Here is an 18,616-nt window from a genome sequence, read left to right as displayed (position 1 = left end):
GGGGTGGCCTCCAGCATGGCGGCTGAGCTGGCCGAGCAGGCCGTCCAGCGATCACACCGGGTCCTCGTGGCTCGCATAGGCCTCCATTCCGCAACGCCGGGCCGCCGCCTGGTAGGCCGGATCGAAGCGATCCCAGCGGAAGCTGCGCGGGTCATACCGGCTGCGGCTGCGATCCACTGCCGCATGGGTGGTGAGGCGGGAGAGGGGAATGCCGTGCTCCGCCTGCCAGAGCAGCACCTGGGCGGCGAGGGCTTCGTATTGCTGGGGCGTGTAGCCGGAGTGGGCGTCGCTGTCGCCGCGGCCATCCTCCGGACTCTCCAGGCCAAGATGCAGGGCCACGTTGTTGACTGAGAACGACTCCCGGCTCCTGTGGCGCACCGTGAAATCGCCGAAGGCGGACGCGCCTGCTCCATAGGCCCGGCTGGCATCGGGCACCAGCCGGAGCCGCTGACCGGCCCGGTTGATCAGCATGTGGTAACTGGCCTGGTGGGCGTCGTTGGGGTGGGGGGTCTGGAACAGCCGCACCGTGGCCTCCTCGGGAATCACGCTTTCGTGCAGCACGATCAACTGGGGCTGGTCGGGCACCGGCCGCCCGAAGGTGTCCTGGGGACGGCGTTCGCCGAAATTGCTGGGATCGGCGGGGCGGGGGATCTCCGCGGCCAGGCCCAGTTCGGTGGCGCAGGCCGTCAGCAGCGTGGAGTTCTGCCGGGGCAGGGGGGACTCCGCCAGGGTGGCCACCTCCCAGGTGAGCTGGGGGGTCTCGGCCCGGGGCGGTCGGGCCACGGGGGGCCTGCTCGTGGGCAGCCAGGAACAGCTGCCCAGGGCCAGGCCGCTCAGGGCGATGGCCAGCGGCCAGGGGCGTGGGGACGAGGGCATCAGAGTTTTCGGTAGTCCCAGATTCTCCAGCGGCCGCCTTCGCGGGCCAGCACGTAGCGGTAGAGCGCGGTGGAGCGGCTGGGAGTGGAGCCCCGCGGCCCGTGCAGCACCCGCGCCTCGCTGATCGAGAGGGTGATCCGCGGGCGGAGGGGATCGTCGCGGAAGTCGGTCACCGCGTTCACGACGATGGAGTCATAGGTGTAGTGGCTGGCGTTGCTGCGCAGCCAGTCGATCGAGCCGCCCACTCTGGTGAGGTCATTCCAGAGGGGGCCGTCCGCCACCAGAGCCTTGGCCGCGGCCGTATCGAACGGCGGTCCGAAGAGGCGGGGCTTGGCGGCCAGCCAGCGCTCCACGCTGCTTTGGGCGTCCTCCACCCGGAGGCCGCTGAAAGGGGGGGGTGCGGGGGGCTCGGGCCGTGCCAGGGGGAGGGCGGAGCCGGTGAAGGGCGCTCTCCAGGTGCGCTCCAGCGCCCTCACCAGCAGACTGACCGCGATCAGCAGGACAGGCAGGCCCAGGGCCAGGATGATCTGGGCGGTCCGGTTGGAGAAGCCCCGCTCCCCTCGGGGATCCGCTGGCCCGATCCGGCCTGCCGGTCCAGTCCTTCGCATCATTTCAGGCCTCCAGATGCCATTGATGGGCCTTCAATGAGGCGAAGCGCCTCCGGGCAACGCAATGGTGTGCCCCGGGCTGCGGCTTCGCTTTCAAGTATGCGGAAGAGCCATGAATCGGTGCCCCCCGGTGCCCTCCAGGCAGGGCAGAAGCCCTGCCTGGACCCAGCCATTGCCTGGGGTTCAGGGTATCCTCACCTTCGGTTCAACCGGATGTCACCGAAGGTGTATGGCTGATTGGAATGGCTAAACGGCCTTCGGTTCCTGCCCTTCAGTCGTTTCTCGCTCCGCTGGTGCTGTTGGTGCTCACCGGATGTGCCCAGAATCAACTGCCGGCCTGCATCCCTGAGCCGGTGCCCGAGGCGCCCCAGACCCTGGCCTCTCCAGATCCGGAGGCCGCTCCGGCAGCACCGCCGGCCTCCCCGGCCGGTCCTGCCAGGCAGCTGCTGGTGGGCATCGACGGCAGCGGCTCCATGCTCGGCCATGTGGAGGCGCCCCAAGCATCGGGCTGGTCCCAGTTGCTCCAGGCGATCACCCTGGCGGCGGGCAGCGCCGATGTGAGCCTCCGGGGGGTCCGCGTCGGCGGTGGCAAGGCCCAGCCCTTCGGCACCCCCGGCTCGCTGTCCCCAGCCAGGGAGGCCTGTTTCTTCGGGGGCTGTGGGGGCTTCCCGCCGGTGGCCTCGAGCATGCAGTCCCTGTGGCAGCTGCCGGCGCCGGCCGGGCAGATTCCCCTGCGCCTTCTGGTGGGCGATCTGGAGGTCAACCAGGGGGACATCGCCAACCTGGTGGGCGCCATCCGCGCCGATGTGGCCCGAGGTGCCAGCGTGGGTGTTCTGGCTCTGCGCCTGCCCTTCCGGGGGCGTGTGTTCAACAGCGAGAGCCAGGTGATTCACACCGGCCCGGCCGATCGCCCCATCTATCTTCTGGCCACCGGTCAGGCCGATCAGGTGAGCGCGCTGCTGGAGGGAGTCCGCCAGAATCTCGGTCTCAAGGGGGTTTCGGCCGAACAGCACCTCTCCCTGTTCCGCCCCGGGGGCGTTCAGGCCCCCCTCGAAGCCAGGGCGCTGGTCGGGGTCCCGCCGCTCTCGGCCCAGACGGGCATTCCGCTGCGGCTGGGGGGCAGGACCTACGGCCCCACCGCCAACGGGGACTATCGCTTCATCAAGCTGGGCCCCGAGAGTGTGGGGTTCATCGTGTCCTCCACGGCGGACTGGTCGGGAGGCACCACCCGCCCCGATCTGGGGGTGTTCCGTCTGGAGGCCATCCCGCTCCCCCCGTCCCAGGAGGCGGGCCTCAATGGTGTGCGGGTCCGCTCGATCACGATCGCGGGCACCGATCTGCGGGCGGAGATTGGTGTCTCCCCCTCCACCCCCTCCGGGTTGCTGCGGGCCACCATCCCGCGCGGCAGCCTGCCGGCCCAATGGTGGCTGGACTGGGACCGCTCCGATCCCCGGGCGGACGACGCCCGGGATCGCACTGACGGCCTGCTGTTGCTGATGACCAGCCTCAACCAGCTCGTGCACCCGGGAGACGGACCTCCCGCGGTCGCCTTCTGCGTCGCCTTCCAACGTTGAGGATCGTCCGATGAATGCCCGTCAATGGATCCTGCTGCTGGCCTCGGTGATCGGAGGGGCGTTCTGGACCTTCGTGGTTCAGGATTTTCTCTTTCTCAATCTCTTTCCCGGGCTGCTGGTGGGCCCGGGCCTTGATCTCCAGGACTATCTGCAGAACGGCAGCAGTCCCTCCTTCACCATGCTCTGGATCAGCTGCCTGACGGCTCTGCTGATCTGGTTCTGGCGAACGTCCTCGCGCCGGGCGGCCAACTCGGCGGCCGTTCGCCGGATGCGGCCCCAGTGGTGGCTGGCCGCATCCCTGCTGGTGCTGCTGGGCTGGCTCTACCTGCTCGTCTTCACCGTGTTCATCTGGCAGGTGAGGGGCCAGAGCCCGATCGAGGGAAGCGGCCTCACCGCTTACCCGATCCCTCCCGTCGGCTGGATTCTGCTGATGGGTTTCGTGCTGCTTGATGGGATCCTGCTGTTCTGGCTGCCCACTGTTCTCGCCTCGCCCCGGAGCTACCGGCTCGTGGTACCCGGCGCCGTCACCCTCTTCGCCCGTCGCTGAGATGTCTCTCTTCGCCATCGGGGTCGGCGGCAGCGGGGCCAAGTGCCTCGAAGCCCTCACCCATCTCCACGCCTGTGGCCTGTTGCGCAGCGCCGACGGGCAGCCGCTGCGCCTCGGCACCTTCCTGGTGGAACCCGACCAGCAGAGCGCCCTGCTCAGCCGCGCCCAGACCGCCATCAGCCGCTACGACAAGCTGCACCGGGCGCTGGCGAACCGAACCGACCACTTCGCCCGGGGTGAGCTGCGGGATTACGGCACCTGGAGCCCGCTCGGTGCCGCCTCCGGCGGGGTCAGCCTCGATCAGATCTTCCCCAAGCCGGTGTTGCGCACCCAGGCCAGCGGCCTGGCCGATCTGTTCGATTGCCTCTTCCCTCCCGACGAACAATCCGCCGAACTGGAAGTGGGCTTCCGGGGCCGTCCGCCGATCGGCTCGGCGGTGATGAGCCGGGTGAATCTGCAGGAGGAGGCCCAGACGGGCCAGTGGCAGCGGATGCTCGATGACATCGAGGTGGCGGCGGGGAACAGCGAGGCTCCCGTCATTCACCTGTTCGGCAGCGTCTTCGGCGGAACCGGCGCCTCCGGGGTCCCCACCCTCGGGCTGCTGCTCAAGAACTGGCTGGAGGACAAGCAGTTCAGCCGGGTGCGCGTGAACGCCTCGCTGCTGCTGCCCTACTTCGATTTCGAAAGCCAGGGGGAGGCCGACACCGGTGTGCACGCCGAGGCCCGCAGCTTCCAGCTCAACACCGATGCCGCCCTCCAGTACCTCAGCAGCAAGGGAACGGCCTGCTTCGACCAGGTGTTCCTGGTGGGCAGCGACATCCGGGCCCGCTACGCCTTCAGCATCGGCGGCACCTCCCAGGCCAATGCCGCCCATCTGGTGGAACTGCTGGCGGCCCTGGGCCTGCGCGGAGGCCTGGGCGACGCCGTTCAGCCCGGCTATGCCTACGTGCTCAGCCGCGGCGGCCAGAACCAGGTGACCTGGAACGACATCCCCGATGACGACGTCGTCGGCCGGGCCCTGGCCACCGGCGCCCGTTTCGCCGTGGCCTGGCTGAACAACTTCAGCCTCGAACTCGAGGCGGCCCAGACGGTGCCGATGCCCACCTTCCTGAGCGGCGCACCCTGGGCCGCCAGGTTCTTCGACCCCTCCACCGCGCCCGTGGCCGGGCAGGCGGGACGGCCGGGCATCCGCTCCAGCGACGAACTCTCCTGCAAGAGCCTGATCGATGGCTATTGCGAGTCGCTGCTGCAGTGGCTGCGGCAGCTCAGCACCAACACCGGCACCTCCTTCAGCCAGGAGCTGTTCGGGCCCGATCGGCTGATCCGCAATCCGGCCTACGAGAACGCTCTGGCCCGGGTCGTGCGCGGCAAGGCCCGGCCCGATCGCCCGGAAGCCGCGGACACCGTGGAAGCGATCAAGCTGCGCATGGATGCGCTGCCCTCGGAGAGCATCCCGCACACCGGTGTGGCGGGGCTGGCCGACACCCTCTGGACCCTGAGCCTCTGAGCCCCCCCACCCCCATGGCCAGCCAAGACCTCCCCACCCCGTCCCCGTCCGAGTCCATCGTCCAGTTCCCCTGGTTTCCGAAAACCCATCCACCGCTCAGTGGGGGCTCCCAGTCGGGCGTCTGGCAGGCCCGGGATCAGCAGACGCTGGGACTGATTGCCCGCAGCCTCGTCTACGAGGTGGCCGACACCCGGGTCAATTCGCTGCCCTCCCCCTGGTCCCGGGCCCTGCAGTTCGAGCAGGCGGTGCTCAACACGCGCTATCCCACCCGCCGGGTGCTGCTCGAGGAGCTGTTCGGTTGCCTGGCGGCGGTAGGGCTGTGGGAGATGTTCGGTCTCAAGCTCGAGGCCGAGCGGGTGGCGTTGGCCGACCACGGCGGCAGGCAGGATGAGGCCGTCGGCCCCTTCGCCCGCAGCCTCCGGAGTTCGGCTCCGGAGGATGGGGCCACGCTCTACAGGCTGGCCGATGGGGCCAATCCCTGGGACGTCGTCCACATCCTGCGGGTGAACCGGGTGGTGGTGGGCTTCACCTCGCCCTCCACCCTCCTCTGTCCCGCGGTGCATCTGCCGGCTCCGATCGAGGGCATGAACTGGACGACGGCCGGCCGCTTCACCGTGCCCACCCCCTATCTCGGCCGTCCCCAGCGCCTGGCCCTGGCGGACTGGCTGGCCCATGTGAGCCAGGGACTGCTCCAGGCGGAGGATCTCAACTCCCAGGTCACCGCCGGGCAGCTCGCCTCCGTGTTCGACGGTTTCCGGGCGGACCTGGCCGCCGGCGGCAACGGCCGCAGCGCTGGCAGCGGCATGATCTCCACCACCCGGGTGGGGAACCTTCCCACCCGGCCCATCGCGATCTCCCTGCTCGCGCGTCCCGCCCAGGGCAGCGGCGGCAGCAGCCAGGCCACCCTCGCCCTGGGGGAGCGGAAGCGCCGTCCGCTGCCCGCCAGTCCGACACGGCCCGTGGTGCTGCTGGATCCGGAGATGGCGAACCGGCTCGGGATCGCCGCCAGCGAGATCACGCTCCACAAGGCGGCCACCCTCGAAGCCATCGGCACCGACAAGGAGCGTCTGGTGCGCCAGTACGGCGGCGAGATCGAGGTGGTCACCCCGGATGATCTCTTCCTGGGCGAACTGCATCTTCTGCCGGGTGCGGAGGCCCTGGTGAACTCGTGGCTCCGCCGACGAACGGAGGGACTGCCGGTCATCAACGGACAACCCGTCTCCCCATTGCTGCCGTTGCAGCCCCGGATCCGGGAGCTGTTCAGCAGCGAGGAACTGGAGCGCTTCACCACCCTGCGGCTGGTGGAGAGTGGTGGGGGCAGCGAGATCGAGGTGACCCTGCAGCTGCCCATGGCCGGCAGCCTGGAGCCCTATGCCCTGTCCCGATCGTTTCCGATCCTGGAGCGGAACCTGATCGACGATGATCTTCCCGTGGTGGCCCTCTGGCCGAACGTGCCGGATGCCCGCTGGAGGCACTACTTCCTGTTCTGCCAGGACAGTGAGACGGGGCTGAATGTGGACGGATTCGGTGATTACGAACGGGACAATGCCCGCGAGGGAGCGCAGGCCGTCAAGTATTTCCGCTCCGAGCGGTTTCCTGATCTGATCAAACTGAGTGAGCGCGGTCAGTTCAGAGGCCTGATTCCCGTCAACACCCCGAAACCCACCGCCAATCCCTCCGGCAACTGGACGGTGGGCCTGGATTTCGGCACCTCCTTCACCAACTTCTTCGTGGACGAGCGCGCCGGGCCCGTGAAGAAGGCCCTGGAGACCCGGCTGATCCCCCTGACCCGGGCCCAGAAGGAGATCCAGCAGAACATGCTGGCGCAATATTTCATCCCTGAAGTGCTCCTCCCGAAGGAGGCCAATCCGCCCACCTCCACGGCGATCAATCTGTACGGATGGACCGAGGAGATCGGCCAGGTGCCGCAGCTTTTCCATGAGGCCAGGGTGCAGTGGCCGAGCCCGAATGCCTTCAACGGCCCGGGCATCCGCACCGCCTTCAAGTGGGATCACGTTCAGTACCAGAAGCCGTTCCTGGAGGAACTGGCCCTGTTGATCAGTGCCAATGCCGCCGCCGCCGGTGCGGCGGAGGTGGCCTGGTCAATCTCATACCCCAGTGCGTTCTCACCCAATGAAACCCGGCAGTACGAGCGCCTCTGGGTGGATCTCTGCGCGGATCTCTCCCGCCTGACCGGCCTCAGGCAGGGGATGGCCGGCAGGGTTGGCGGCGGCGGGCTGCAGACGGAGGCCGTGGCTTTCGCGAGCTACTTCGGCAACCATCTCAGCAGGCCCCTGGTGCATACCTCCTGCCTGGATGTGGGTGGCGGAACCACCGATTTCAGCATCTGGCAGGAGAACGTGTTGCTGCATCAGGTATCGGTGCCGTTCGCCGGCCGGGATCTCTGCACCTCTCTCTTCCAGCTCAAGCCTTCGTTCCTGCGGTTTCTGTTTCCCCCCACCAGCCTGGAGGGGCTGGGCGACAGCGATGCCGCCATCCGCCAGGACAGGAACTTCAACAGCCGGCTGGATAACTGCCTTCGCTTCGAATCCGATGCGCTCTCGGATCGCCTGAGGATCATTCGCTCCCAGAATCATCCCCAGCTCAATCAGTTCATCAGCCTGATGGCCGTGGGCTTCGGTGGGCTGTATCACTACCTGGGCCTGGTGCTCAAGGCCCTGGCCCGGGAGGGCAAGCTCCGGCGCCTCACTCCCACGCCGGTGTATCTGGGGGGGAATGGCGCCCGTTTCCTGGACTGGCTGGATCAGAGCGGCGCCTTCCAGCGAGGCTGCGATGCCGATCAGTTGCTGGGATGGCTCCAGCGGAGCAGCGCAGCTCTGGAGGGAGCGACGGGTGCCACCACCCTCTCGAACGCCTACAAGGATGAAACGGCCTGTGGCCTGATCAGCCAGGGGGTGAATCTGTCGGGTGATTTCGATCCTCGCGACGACGTGATGGTGTCCGGCGAGGATCTGCGCATCAACGAATGTTGCTTCGGGCCGCTGGATCGCGTGCTGGTGCAGGACGACGACGTGATGATCCAGACCTACGACCTGCTCAGCCTCGATCAACTCCGCCAGTTCGTAGCCAGGTACGACGACGGCATCACCGCCTGCCGAATCAGTGCCGGCTCCCTGCTGCCGATCCGTCGCCTCACGGATCTGGAGACGCTCTGGGATGATGTCGAAACTCAGGCCAGGGCCCTGTGTCTGCGCCGGATCGGCAAGGAGGCCTCGGAACTGGAGCCCGAACCCGGCTTCATCCTGGGGCTGAAGGCGCTGATTCAGACGCTGGGTCGCCAGTGGGCCGAGCGGTTCTGAGGGGTTGCCGATGAGAGAGCGTGTTGTTGGTCGTCGTCCACTCAGATTTCGGCTGGGCCGGCAGGGTGCGTCTGCCATCGGCGCGCTCATCGTGTTCGCCGGCCTTGGAGCCATGAGCGGCGTGGCGGACAGCACCGTGGCTCGGGCCGTGGCTCAGCAGGCTCCAGTTCAGAAGCGGAATGAGGGGAGCACGACAAGCCCCGACTCTGCCCCAGGCGAATCGGCTCCTGAGGCCAAGGGAACGGCTCAGGGCGAGAACTCTGGGGATTCAATCCAGCCAACGAAGACCATCCCGGCTGAAGACCCTGGAGAGGCTTCTGACAGGAACCAGCGGCAGAGTGGACACACGGTGCCCAGCAAGCTGTGGATTGTCATCATTGTTCTTGGACTTCTGATCAGCATCGGACTGCTGCTCCTGCTCTACTTTCTAAAGGGTCGAGGTCTGATCGCGAAGCAGAAGAAAGCCATGAAGATTCTCCATGGCAACCTTGGCACGTTTCGGCAAGAGATGAATGCCTATATCGGCTCACAAACCAAGTTTTCGGAAAGTCTGAGATTGGAGATGCGGCGCCTTTCTGACTGCGTCAGCGCCCTGGAGGATCGCCTGGGAGCGCTGGAGGAGATCGCCGCCAAGAGCGGAGAAGCGCCCGGGATTGGTGATCCTTCACCCGCTTGGCTTCCACAAGAGGGATCATCGGAGTCTTCCGCTTCCGGCCTGTCTTTTCCGTTCGGCGGTCCTCACCACGAGCTGGCCATCCCCGCCTTGCCACCCAAGGTTCGCCTGATAGACGACGGCATCAAGGCCCTGAACCGTGGTGACCGGATCAAGGTTCGTGACCTGGCCGAGGCGGAGTTGAACATCACCGAAGAGAGCGAGGAAGCCCTCTCCCGCGGGCAGGGATCGCAGCCCACCCGCCTGCGCACGGTGACGGGGGGTGGCAGCTATCTCCTGGTGCGGGAGGAGGATCAGGCCTGGCTACTGCCCACCGTGCAGATCCTGGCGAGTTACCGGGATCACCGGCCCAGCAAGGGAATCTTTGCCTTCGAATCCCAGGCCTCCGCCACGGTGGAGCTGATCCAGGCGGCCCGGGTCCGGGATCTGGGTGGGGGGGGCTTCTGGGAAGTCGTGGAGTTCGGTCGTGTGGCGGTGCCCAGCTGAGCCTGCGGTGATCGGCTGGATCAGCGGCCCTGCCCCGCGGACTTCCCCGATTCCCCCTGCTCCAGCCGCTCCAGCCGCGCCTCCAGGTCGGTGAGGGTGGCACTCAGGCTCTGCCGCAGGGGATCAGGCCGCACATTGAGCCGGCCTTTGTCGGCGATCAGCCAGCGGCGGTCATGCTCCACGGCGATTGCGGTGGCGGGCTCGTGCAGGTGCAGGGTGGCGGGCAGCTGGATCATCCCCTCCACCGTGAACAGGCGCTGCAGGGTGGTGATCTGGGTGCGCCGCAGCAGGCTGCCGGGAACGGGAACGATCAGCCAGAGGCCCTCGAGGGTCTCGAGTGCCCAGCTGGTGCCCTGGGCGAACAGCTCCAGCTCCACGTCGTCGATCTCGCCGCTCAGGGTTCGGCTGCTCAGGGAGCAGGGCCTGGCGAAGGGCTCCAGCAGGGCCGGGGTGTTGCGGTAGACATCGACGATGGCGTCCACGGAAAGATTCAGGCCCGGAATGATCCGTTCCTCCGTTCCCTCCCTGACGGGAAGCCTGGGCTGGGCGGAGAGCTTGGTGTTGAGCAGGATCAGGGCGTCGTTGATGTCGTAGACCTTGAGCTCCAGCTGGTCGAGATGCTGCTGCTGGCTTTCAAGGCGGTCCAGAGCCTGGTTGAGTGCTTCGCTGTTCTCAACGAACCGATCACTCAGTTGTTTTACACTCCTGAGCAGGAACTTCACGGATTCGATCAGCTTGTCGTCCGCCGTCATCGGTCGTTCCGTTGCGTCCGTTCCACGGAGCGGCGGGCCTCGTCCAGCAGGTCCTCGAGGCCGCGCTCAGGGTTCGCGGCGGTCGCGGCGGGGTCCCGCCAGTCCGCTCGATCGGCGGCCATGGCCAGGCGATTGGCCGCCTTGATCTGATCCGGAATCAGGATCAGATCGATCAACTGGCCGAAGCCGCACAGGCCAAGGGTGAACAGATAGAGCAGGCCGCTGCCGGTCTTGCCGACATAGAGCCGGTGGAGGCCGCAGACCCCGATCCAGCCCAGCAACCAGAGCCCGAAGGCGAGGACCATGGTCTTGCGCTCGGACGGCTGCTCCATTCCCCCAGGCCCCTGCGGTGGAGCGTGCCCGCCGTCGCCGCCCTGGTGGGGACTGTAGCTCCGGGGATTGCTGAAACCGGGAGGCCGCTCCTGTCCCTGCCTCCGGCGCCGAAGCCGAGCGTGTCGAGGCCAGGGCCTTGAGGCAGCACCTGAGGGAGATGGGATCCACCAGCCGTGCCTCAGGGGGGCCAACAGCACCGGGTTTCTGAGGTGGAGGCCATGCACACCGATGCCAGGATCTCCTGAACTCAGGAGTGGATCACAGGGCCTGAAGCCCAGCGTCCAACGCCTCGGTGACGGCCGCGAAGAAATCCAGATCCAGGCTGTCGATCGTGTCGCTCATCTGGTGGTAGTTCGGGTTCCGCATGAAGGAGGTGTCGGTCACCATCACGGCGTTGTAGCCCTGATCCCAGAAGGGGCAGTGATCACTGAGGCGTACATCGGGGAAGGAGTGACCGGCATTGGGCACCGGCAGCACCTTGGTGGGCACATGGGCCCCCATTCCCCGGGCCAGGCCCGGCAACAGCGGGCTGGAGCCCGTGTTGCCCACCACCGCGATGAAGTCGCCGCGATTGCCATAGATGGCCCCCATGGCGGGATGGGGGTAGTCCTGCTCGGTGGCGGTGTAGGCGAGCATCTCCAGGCTGACCATCAGGTGGATGGCCTGATCGGCCGCACGTAGATCGCGCGCCAGCGCCTTGCTGCCCAGCATCCCCCATTCCTCCTGATCAAAGGCGTTGATCCACACAGGCCGCCTGGGCGGGGTCCTGGCCCAGCGCCCGGCGAGCACCAGCAGGGCGGCGATGCCGCTGGCGTTGTCGTCGGCACCGATCGAGTGAAGCGGACCGTCGTAGTGGGCTCCGACGATCAAGGGGGCCAGATCGTTGCGCTGCCCGTCCAACCGGAGGATCAGGTTGGTGCCGGTATGGATGCCGTCCTGAAAGGTGTGCCCTTCAACGGGGCCCAGGTCGGCCAGTTGTTCGTTGATGTAGCTGCGCACCGCCATCAAACCGAGCGGATCCCATTGGCTGTGCCGAGGTTTGGCCACCTGCTCGAGGTGGTGGAGTAATTGGGACTGAAGGGAGGGACTCATGGGGATATCTTTAGCAGGATGTAGTGCTGAAGGGCTACAGCTCTGAGTGAGTGTTGGATAGCTCAAGTGCTCTGGCTCATCCAATAGGATGAGGAAACGCGTTTCCAATCAAGTGGTGTCACCAGCGAGTGGTGACCCTGGCCCCCCACTCCAACGGGGGGCCTACCTCCATGCCCCAGTTTCCAATCAAGTGGTGTCACCAGCGAGTGGTGACCGGATTCAACGTCGCCTATGCCTTTTCTCTCAGGAGAGTTTCCAATCAAGTGGTGTCACCAGCGAGTGGTGACGTGGGAGAGAAAAAAACCCACCGCCAGACAGTTTAGGCGTGTTTCCAATCAAGTGGTGTCACCAGCGAGTGGTGACCTCGCCAACTTGGAGCCCACGGGCTTCGAGATGAGCGAGGTTTCCAATCAAGTGGTGTCACCAGCGAGTGGTGACAGGGAATGGTGGTGGGCTTCTGCTCACCTCCAGAGTACGGGGGGTTGAGGTGGGTGCCTTTTATTGGACAGCTTTGGCCCCTGTCATCGTTAACCCTGGGCGGGAGGAACAGGGTTCAGTCTCAGTGTAGACCTCATGGGGAGTTCTGCCTCCCAGTGCACTGTGCGGCCTTACATGGCAATACCTCCACAGGAAACGGGCAAGACTGATCTCCGCCTCCCATCCATCGCTGTAGGCACGCAGGTATACTTCCTCGTACTTGACGGTGTGCCACAGCCTCTCCACCAAGATGTTGTCGTAGCAGCGTTTCCTTCCGGACCAGCTGATCCTGATCTCCTCAGCCTGCAGCCTGGAAACGAAGTCAGCGGAGGTGAATTGGGCGGATTCAACCGATCAATTCAACACCTGTTCCATGGATGAGAGTAGGTGATCATCAAGAGCTTCTGCTGGCGATCTCCAGCCCAATGTTTTTCGCGGACGGCTGTTGAGTGCCAGAGCAACGGCCTCAAGGTCTTCTTTAGAGTGTCTGCACAGGTCAGTGCCCTTGGGAAAGTACTGACGGAGCAATCCATTCGTGTTCTCATTCGTCCCTCGCTGCCAAGGGCTTTGAGGATCACAGAAATAGACTTGTAGACCAGTGTCAATGCTCAGCTGGGCATGTTGAGACATCTCCGAGCCCTGATCCCAGGTGAGTGACCGACGTAGATAGTCTGGAAGCGTCGCAATGGTGACAGTGATGGCATCCCTCACAGCTTCTGCTCCATGGCCTGTCAGTGCAGGGCCATTCTTGGCTCGACTCCCCTTCTCATGACCAGGAAGTCGAGGAAGATGCAGCAGCATCGTGTATCGCGTCGAGCGCTCCACCAGTGTTCCGATTGCAGAGCTGCCAAGTCCCAGAATGAGGTCTCCTTCCCAATGGCCAGGAATGGCCCTGTCAGCGGCTTCCACAGGGCGCGCTGTGATCATGACTTCAGCCGACAAGACGTGCTTGCCATTCGCCTGCCGGCGTGCTCGCGGTACCCTCAGCGCCCGTCCTGTTCGCAAGCAGGCCACCAGTTCACGCTTGAGTGCCCCGCGCCCCTGGACGTACAGCGCTTGGTAGATGGCCTCGTGAGAGATCCGCATCAACCCATCATGAGGAAAATCGACCTTCCGTCGATTGGTGATCTGTTCAGGACTCCAGGCAGACGCCCAGCGACGGTCCTGACGTCGTCCATGGCGACGACCAATCCATCGGGTTTGTGGGCCTACGACGGCAGAGCCGTTCGGGTGGGCGATATGACCAGCAAGACGCTCCTGGACATAGTCCCTCAGTCGATCATTGCTCGCCAATTTGGAGCTTTTTGGGCGTGTGGCACGGCGCTCAGCGTGCCACTGAGCGGTTGAGGCCCGATATGACAGGTCGCTTGTCCGCGTTGAGGCATTCCGGCGGAGTTCTCTGCTGATTGTGGATGGCGCTCGGCCCAGTGCCCTGCCAATAGCCCGTACACCCAGTTTCTGAGCGTGGAGAATGGCGATCTCCTCCCTCTCTTCCAAGGACAAAAAGCGACCCGATAGCTGACCGAGATCGAGTGGTGGCATACCGCCAGCGTTTCGGTACCATCGTGTGCCGATGGGTTGTGGTACTCCGGCTCTATCTGCGGCACCACTGCTTGACAAGCCTTCAGCGATGGCAAGCCAGAACAGAACGCGTTGCTGACGCTGCGCAACGGGAGGCCTACCCGGCGAACGCATCAAGCCGCGTTGAGCCCGCAGCTCCATCTGTCTTTGGTGTTTGCTCGTCATCGCTGGTCAGCCCTAGACAAAAGGGGTGTTGCGTCATCCCCTTGAATCCGGGCTGGCTGCCCTGATCGGAATGGAAGACCTCTGGCCTATGGCCATCAGCCAGAGCCATCTCCAGGGCATCCAGGCAGAATTCCGTGTCAAGGCTGTTGGAGAGCTTCCAGCTGAGCACATGCCTGGAGTAGAGATCCACGATCGCCACCAGGTACAGAAAACCTTTCTGCAGCGGGATGTCGGTGATGTCCGTCCCCCAGACCTGATCGACTGCCGTGACCTGATTGAGTTCCACCAGGCAGGGGAAACGCGTTGCTGGCTCTCCCGGCACCGTGGTGCGAGGCTTCTGGTAGATCGCCCGTAAACCCATGCGCCGCATGAGGTTTCGCATACGGTCAGGGCTGATCGGGATCCCTTCTCTGGCCAGGGAGTCCACCATCCGGCGGCTGCCGCTGCAGGGATCCTCCAGGTAGAGCGCATCGATCCTGGCCATGATCCGCAGCGTCGATTCGCGCACCGGAGTGGCCCGGTAGTAGAGCGTGGATCGAGCCAGGCCCAACAGCGCACACTGGCGGCTGATGCTGAGCTGAGGGTGGCCTGGATCGACCAGCTTGCGCAGTTCACGGGCGTCAGAGCCGTTGTGATTTTTTTTTGAGCCACTCCAGCTCCATCTGCAGCCTGCCGATCTGCTGGAAAAGCTGAGCCTCCTTCGCCTGTCCGTCCTCCTTGTCCTTGCTTTTCTTGCCGCGAGTGAATACCTCGCTGGCGCCATCCAGCATCTGCTTCTTCCACTGGCTCACCTGGATCGGGTGAATGGCATGGTCAGCGGCGATCTCCTGGATCGTCTTGCGGCCACTGATCGCCTCCATGGCGACCCTGGCCTTGAACTCGGGGCTGTGGGTGCGGCGTTTGCTCATGGGTGGGAGCCCCTGTCAGGGGCGGTGCCCCGCCTCAGAGGTTAACGATGGGCCATGTGCAGAAAAGCCAGACCACCTCAATGGCGGCAGGGTTCATGGGCGCAGCAGCTCAATGCGGCCAGCCAACTCCTCGTAGCCGATGCCTTCTCGATGGGCCCGAATCTGCGGTTGCAGGGAATGCTGCCGACAAGTGCACAGTGGTTCTGGAGACGGCTGGGTTGAGCGCCACTGAGTTGAGTTCCTACTGCCGGGAGCGGGGCCTCTTCCCTGAGCAGGTGAGCCGATGGCGACAGGCGGCCCAGGATGCCAACGCCAAGCCGGTGCTGACGATGGCCGGGCTGAAGGCCCTGGCGGCAGCGGGGGCACCGGCCCGTGAGCTCACTGCCTTCCAGCGTTGGCGGCGTCAGTTTGCGGGTAATCGGGATGGACTAGATGGCCGTAAAGGCGGCCACCGCCTGGTGTCTCACCGCCCCACGGGCGAGGAACTCCAGCGAATCCTGCTCACCTGCAACCCGAGCGAATTCGCGGCCCTGCCGCCCCGGCAGATCGTGCCGGCTCTGGCGGAACGGGGTGTCCACAACTCCTTTGGAAAAAACTTCGTCTAGGGCTCTGAGCGCGGCTTTTACCGGGTGCGTCATGCCAATGCCAATGCCCATGGCCAGGCCCACCGCCGCGGTCGCCCCCCTGGCCTCCCCAGGGGGGCGAATTCAGCTCCGGAGCTGGAACATCACCGACCTGTTACCAGCGTGCGGTTCTGCACGATCGCGTCTTCGGCGACGCCGGATCGACGTGCGGAACGGGAACCACCCAGATCGGGACCCAGCGGTTCCTGATTGGTTCCCGTTGGGTTCCCGTTCAAGCCCCTACTAGACCCATTGGGCACCACAGAGATCCCACCGGTGATGATGGAAAAGCTAGTTAAAGAGGGGCCTTTGAGGAAGCCCTTGACGAGACTTGAACTCGTGACCTCTCCCTTACCAAGGGAGTGCTCTACCGCTGAGCTACAAGGGCATGTGGAAGGTGGGCCGGGTTGGATTTGAACCAACGTAGGCAGAGCCAGCGGATTTACAGTCCGCCCCCATTAACCACTCGGGCACCGACCCGAACCACACCTCGACAACCTACCAGCCAGGACCCCCCGTTCCATGCACCTGCTCGCCCTGCACGGGCCCAACCTCAACCTGCTGGGCAGCCGCGAGCCCGGCCTCTACGGCACCCTCACCCTGGAGCGCATCGACGCCGATCTCCAGGACCGGGCCGCGGAGCTGGGCGTGGAGCTCAGCACCTTCCAGAGCAACCACGAGGGGGTGCTTGTGGACCGGATCCAGGCGGCCCGCGGCGTCAGCGCCGGCATCCTGATCAATGCCGGCGCCTTCACCCACACCTCCATCGCCCTGCGGGACGCCCTGCTGGCGGTGGAGCTGCCCTTCGTGGAACTGCACCTGAGCAACACCCAGGCCCGCGAGCCGTTCCGGCACCACTCCGTTCTGGCTGATCGGGCCGTGGGGGTGATCTGCGGCTTCGGGGCCACCAGCTACCGGCTGGCCCTTGAGGGCCTGGTGGACCATCTCCGCCCCCGTCCATGACCCCCCAGCAGGCCCAGGCCCCCTTGCCGTCGGCCGCCCCCGTGGCCCGGGTGCGCTGGCTGGCCGCGCCCAGCTCCGGCGCCTGGCTGGAGCAGGCCCTGGCCCATCCGGTGGAGCTGCTGATCGATCACGCCCACTGTGAGCGCAAGGCGGCCGGAGTGGCCCTGCAGCTGATGTTCCGCTATCCCTCCGACACCGCTCTGGCCGAGGCCCTCAGCCCGCTCGTGCGGGAGGAGCTGGAGCATTTCGAGCGGCTGCTGGCCCTGCTGGGTCGCCGCGGCATCGCCCTGCGTCCCCTGGCGGCACCCCCCTACGGGGCCGGCCTGGCCCAACGGGTGCGGCGCCAGGAGCCGGAGCGGATGCTCGACAGCCTCCTGGTGGCGGGCCTGATCGAGGCCCGCAGCCATGAGCGGATGGCCCTGCTGGCGGCCCACAGCCCCGATCCGGAGCTGCGCACCCTCTACGGCGATCTGCTCTCCAGTGAAGCCCGCCATTTCGGCCTCTACTGGGTGCTCTGCGAGCGCCGCTGGCCGCGGCCCCCGCTGATCGAGCGGCTGGAGCAGCTGGCGGCGGCGGAGGCGCGGCTTCTGGCTTCCCTGCACCGGGAGCCCCGCATGCACAGCTGAGCGGCCGGCTCACCCGGCGGCGGCTCAGACCCGGACGGTCTGCGGCAGGGTGTCGAGGCGGGGGTAGCGATCGGCGATGGGGTCGCCGCTGAAGGTCGCCACCCAGCCCGCGGGGTTGTCGAAGAAGCGCAGCGCCGTGAACAGCGGCGCGGGGCCCATGTCGAACCAGTGGAGGGTGCCGGCGGGCACCTTGATCAGGTCGTTGCGTTCGCACAGCACCTGCAGCACCTCCTCGCCGACGTGGAGGCAGAACAGGCCGCGACCCTCGACGAAGAAGCGCACTTCGTCTTCGCTGTGGCTGTGCTCGGAGAGAAATTTCAGGCGCAGGGCCTCCCGGTCGGGATGGTCGGGCGTGAGGCGGATGGCATCCACCGTGGGGTAGGTGCCCTCACCCTGCAGCCTGGCCACCTCGGCGGCGTAGGCAGAGAGGATCGCCGTCTGATCGGTGGCGGCTCCCGGAGGCGAACCCGGCGCAGGTCCCAGCTCGATCCGGGCCGGCCATCGCTCGAAGCGGAGGCCGCGGGCGCCCAGTTCGGCGGCGATCACGGCCGCATCCTCGCTGTCGAGCCGGAGGCTGCCCGTGGGGTCGGCATGGATCAGGAGGCGGCTCAAGGCGGTGCGGCAGCGAAGGAGGATGGCCCAGCCTAGAAAGCCCCGCGCCGATGCCTGTCCCTTCGGCCCCCGCTCTCACCCTGGTGGGGGTGGGGCCCGGCGATCCGGAGCTCTGCACGGTGGGTGCCGTGCGGGCGATCCGCGCCGCCGATGTGGTGGCCTACCCCGTGGCGCAGGTCGCCTCCGGCGCCGTGGCGGCCCCCCCGGCCGCCGGCATGGCCGCCGCCATCGCCGCCCCCTGGCTGCGGCGGCACCAGCGGCGGCTGCCGCTGTGGTTCCCGATGGTGGCCGAGGCCGAGCCGCGCCGGCGGGCCTGGCGGGTGGCCGCCGCTGCCCTGGCGGCGGAGGTGGCGGCCGGCCGGCGGGTGGTGCTGCTCTGCGAGGGGGATGTGTCGCTGTTCGCCAGCGCCTCCTACGTGCTCCTGGCCCTGCAGGAGCGCCACCCCGACTGCCCGCTGCGGCTGATCCCGGGCGTCACGGCGATGGCGGCGGCGGCGGCGGCCGGGGACTGGCCCCTGGCCCTGCAGGAGCAGGCCCTGCTGGTGCGCCCCACCCCCGACGATCCGGGCGAGCTGGAGGCGCTGCTGGCGGCCCTGCTGGCGGAGCCGGAGGGTCGGCGGCCCTGCCTGGTCCTGCTGAAGCTGGGTTGGCGCTGGAGCTGGGTGCGGCCGCTGCTGGAGCGGAAGGGGCTGCTGGACGGGGCGCTGTTCGCCCGGAAGGTGGGCTGGCCCGACCAGTGGGTGGCCCCGGCCAGCCAGGTGCCGGCCGATCCGCCCGGCGCCTCCCCCTACTTCACCCTCCTGCTCATCCGTTGCGGTTGGCCATCGGTACGTCCCTGATGTGTCGCGCCGAGCCGCCGCCGGCGGCCTGAAGTGCTTCCCTGTTGCCACTGC

19 protein-coding genes, 2 tRNA genes and 1 CRISPR repeat array are annotated in these 18,616 nt (G+C 66.4%); of the genes, 9 read left to right on the top strand and 12 right to left on the bottom strand.

Going from position 1 to position 18,616, the window contains the following annotated elements; translation table 11 throughout:
• Positions 1–51: 51 nt before the first annotated feature.
• Positions 52–876, bottom strand: a complete 825-nt coding sequence (locus ACWJI7_RS02670; RefSeq protein ID WP_479935069.1) for an N-acetylmuramoyl-L-alanine amidase — start codon at positions 874–876, stop codon at positions 52–54.
• A complete protein-coding gene (locus ACWJI7_RS02665; protein WP_479935067.1) occupies positions 876–1,484 on the bottom strand; it encodes an ARC6/PARC6 family protein in 609 nt (202 codons plus the stop codon). The genes ACWJI7_RS02670 and ACWJI7_RS02665 overlap by 1 nt, the downstream gene beginning before the upstream one ends.
• 242 nt (positions 1,485–1,726) lie before the next feature.
• On the opposite strand from ACWJI7_RS02665, the gene ACWJI7_RS02660 reads away from it, so the two are divergent.
• From ACWJI7_RS02660 to ACWJI7_RS02640, 5 genes are all read left to right on the top strand, one after another.
• A complete protein-coding gene (locus ACWJI7_RS02660) occupies positions 1,727–3,058 on the top strand; it encodes a hypothetical protein (protein WP_479935065.1) in 1,332 nt (443 codons plus the stop codon).
• A 10-nt stretch (positions 3,059–3,068) separates the two neighbouring features.
• A complete protein-coding gene (locus tag ACWJI7_RS02655; protein ID WP_479935063.1) occupies positions 3,069–3,605 on the top strand; it encodes a hypothetical protein in 537 nt (178 codons plus the stop codon).
• A 1-nt stretch (position 3,606) separates the two neighbouring features.
• Positions 3,607–5,112, top strand: a complete 1,506-nt coding sequence (locus tag ACWJI7_RS02650) for a hypothetical protein (RefSeq protein WP_479935061.1) — start codon at positions 3,607–3,609, stop codon at positions 5,110–5,112.
• A 14-nt stretch (positions 5,113–5,126) separates the two neighbouring features.
• Positions 5,127–8,432 carry a hypothetical protein gene (locus ACWJI7_RS02645; protein WP_479935059.1) on the top strand — a complete coding sequence of 1,102 codons (3,306 nt, stop codon included), beginning with the start codon at positions 5,127–5,129 and terminating at the stop codon, positions 8,430–8,432.
• 112 nt (positions 8,433–8,544) lie between these two features.
• Entirely contained in the window at positions 8,545–9,591 is a 1,047-nt protein-coding gene (locus tag ACWJI7_RS02640) for a hypothetical protein (protein ID WP_479935058.1), read from the top strand.
• A gap of 20 nt (positions 9,592–9,611) precedes the next feature.
• Here ACWJI7_RS02640 and ACWJI7_RS02635 read toward each other — a convergent pair whose 3' ends face one another.
• The 7 genes from ACWJI7_RS02635 to ACWJI7_RS02605 form a co-directional block, all read right to left on the bottom strand.
• Entirely contained in the window at positions 9,612–10,343 is a 732-nt protein-coding gene (locus ACWJI7_RS02635) for a hypothetical protein (protein WP_479935056.1), read from the bottom strand.
• Entirely contained in the window at positions 10,340–10,675 is a 336-nt protein-coding gene (locus ACWJI7_RS02630) for a TM2 domain-containing protein (protein WP_479935054.1), read from the bottom strand. Before ACWJI7_RS02630 ends, ACWJI7_RS02635 begins: the two co-directional genes overlap by 4 nt.
• 259 nt (positions 10,676–10,934) lie before the next feature.
• Complete coding sequence (locus ACWJI7_RS02625; protein ID WP_479935052.1) at positions 10,935–11,681, bottom strand: M28 family peptidase; 747 nt, start codon at positions 11,679–11,681, stop codon at positions 10,935–10,937.
• 187 nt (positions 11,682–11,868) lie between these two features.
• Positions 11,869–12,206: direct repeats of the CRISPR family, unit length 36 nt; unit sequence GTTTCCAATCAAGTGGTGTCACCAGCGAGTGGTGAC.
• Positions 12,207–12,266: 60 nt separating this feature from the next.
• The gene (locus tag ACWJI7_RS02620; protein ID WP_479935150.1) at positions 12,267–12,491 is read right to left on the bottom strand and encodes an integrase core domain-containing protein; all 225 of its coding nucleotides are present in this window, start codon (positions 12,489–12,491) and stop codon (positions 12,267–12,269) included.
• A 108-nt stretch (positions 12,492–12,599) separates the two neighbouring features.
• The gene (locus tag ACWJI7_RS02615) at positions 12,600–13,967 is read right to left on the bottom strand and encodes an IS30 family transposase (RefSeq protein ID WP_479935149.1); all 1,368 of its coding nucleotides are present in this window, start codon (positions 13,965–13,967) and stop codon (positions 12,600–12,602) included.
• A complete protein-coding gene (locus ACWJI7_RS02610) occupies positions 13,924–14,562 on the bottom strand; it encodes a DDE-type integrase/transposase/recombinase (RefSeq protein WP_479935148.1) in 639 nt (212 codons plus the stop codon). The genes ACWJI7_RS02615 and ACWJI7_RS02610 overlap by 44 nt, the downstream gene beginning before the upstream one ends.
• 49 nt (positions 14,563–14,611) lie before the next feature.
• Positions 14,612–14,899, bottom strand: a complete 288-nt coding sequence (locus ACWJI7_RS02605; protein ID WP_479935050.1) for a transposase — start codon at positions 14,897–14,899, stop codon at positions 14,612–14,614.
• Positions 14,900–15,117: 218 nt separating this feature from the next.
• Here ACWJI7_RS02605 and ACWJI7_RS02600 point away from each other — a divergent pair, with 218 nt between their 5' ends.
• Entirely contained in the window at positions 15,118–15,504 is a 387-nt protein-coding gene (locus ACWJI7_RS02600) for a hypothetical protein (RefSeq protein ID WP_479935158.1), read from the top strand.
• Between the two features lie 334 nt (positions 15,505–15,838).
• Here the strand turns inward: ACWJI7_RS02600 and ACWJI7_RS02595 are convergent.
• Both ACWJI7_RS02595 and ACWJI7_RS02590 read right to left on the bottom strand, forming a co-directional pair.
• Positions 15,839–15,910, bottom strand: a tRNA-Thr gene (locus tag ACWJI7_RS02595).
• A 10-nt stretch (positions 15,911–15,920) separates the two neighbouring features.
• Positions 15,921–16,002, bottom strand: a tRNA-Tyr gene (locus ACWJI7_RS02590).
• A gap of 42 nt (positions 16,003–16,044) precedes the next feature.
• Here ACWJI7_RS02590 and aroQ point away from each other — a divergent pair.
• Both aroQ and ACWJI7_RS02580 read left to right on the top strand, forming a co-directional pair.
• On the top strand, positions 16,045–16,485 hold the full coding sequence (gene aroQ / locus ACWJI7_RS02585) for a type II 3-dehydroquinate dehydratase (protein WP_479935048.1): 441 nt from the start codon (positions 16,045–16,047) through the stop codon (positions 16,483–16,485).
• Complete coding sequence (locus ACWJI7_RS02580; protein ID WP_479935046.1) at positions 16,482–17,111, top strand: MiaE family protein; 630 nt, start codon at positions 16,482–16,484, stop codon at positions 17,109–17,111. The genes aroQ and ACWJI7_RS02580 overlap by 4 nt, the downstream gene beginning before the upstream one ends.
• A 24-nt stretch (positions 17,112–17,135) precedes the next feature.
• On the opposite strand, the gene ACWJI7_RS02575 is transcribed toward ACWJI7_RS02580, so the two are convergent.
• On the bottom strand, positions 17,136–17,723 hold the full coding sequence (locus ACWJI7_RS02575) for a 1,2-dihydroxy-3-keto-5-methylthiopentene dioxygenase (protein WP_479935044.1): 588 nt from the start codon (positions 17,721–17,723) through the stop codon (positions 17,136–17,138).
• Positions 17,724–17,773: 50 nt separating this feature from the next.
• Here ACWJI7_RS02575 and ACWJI7_RS02570 point away from each other — a divergent pair, with 50 nt between their 5' ends.
• On the top strand, positions 17,774–18,562 hold the full coding sequence (locus ACWJI7_RS02570) for a precorrin-2 C(20)-methyltransferase (protein ID WP_479935042.1): 789 nt from the start codon (positions 17,774–17,776) through the stop codon (positions 18,560–18,562).
• Positions 18,563–18,616 lie beyond the last annotated feature (54 nt).

It is taken from the genome of Cryptocyanus atlanticus LEGE 06306, assembly GCF_056633155.1.
This window is presented reverse-complemented; position numbering and strand designations above follow the sequence as displayed.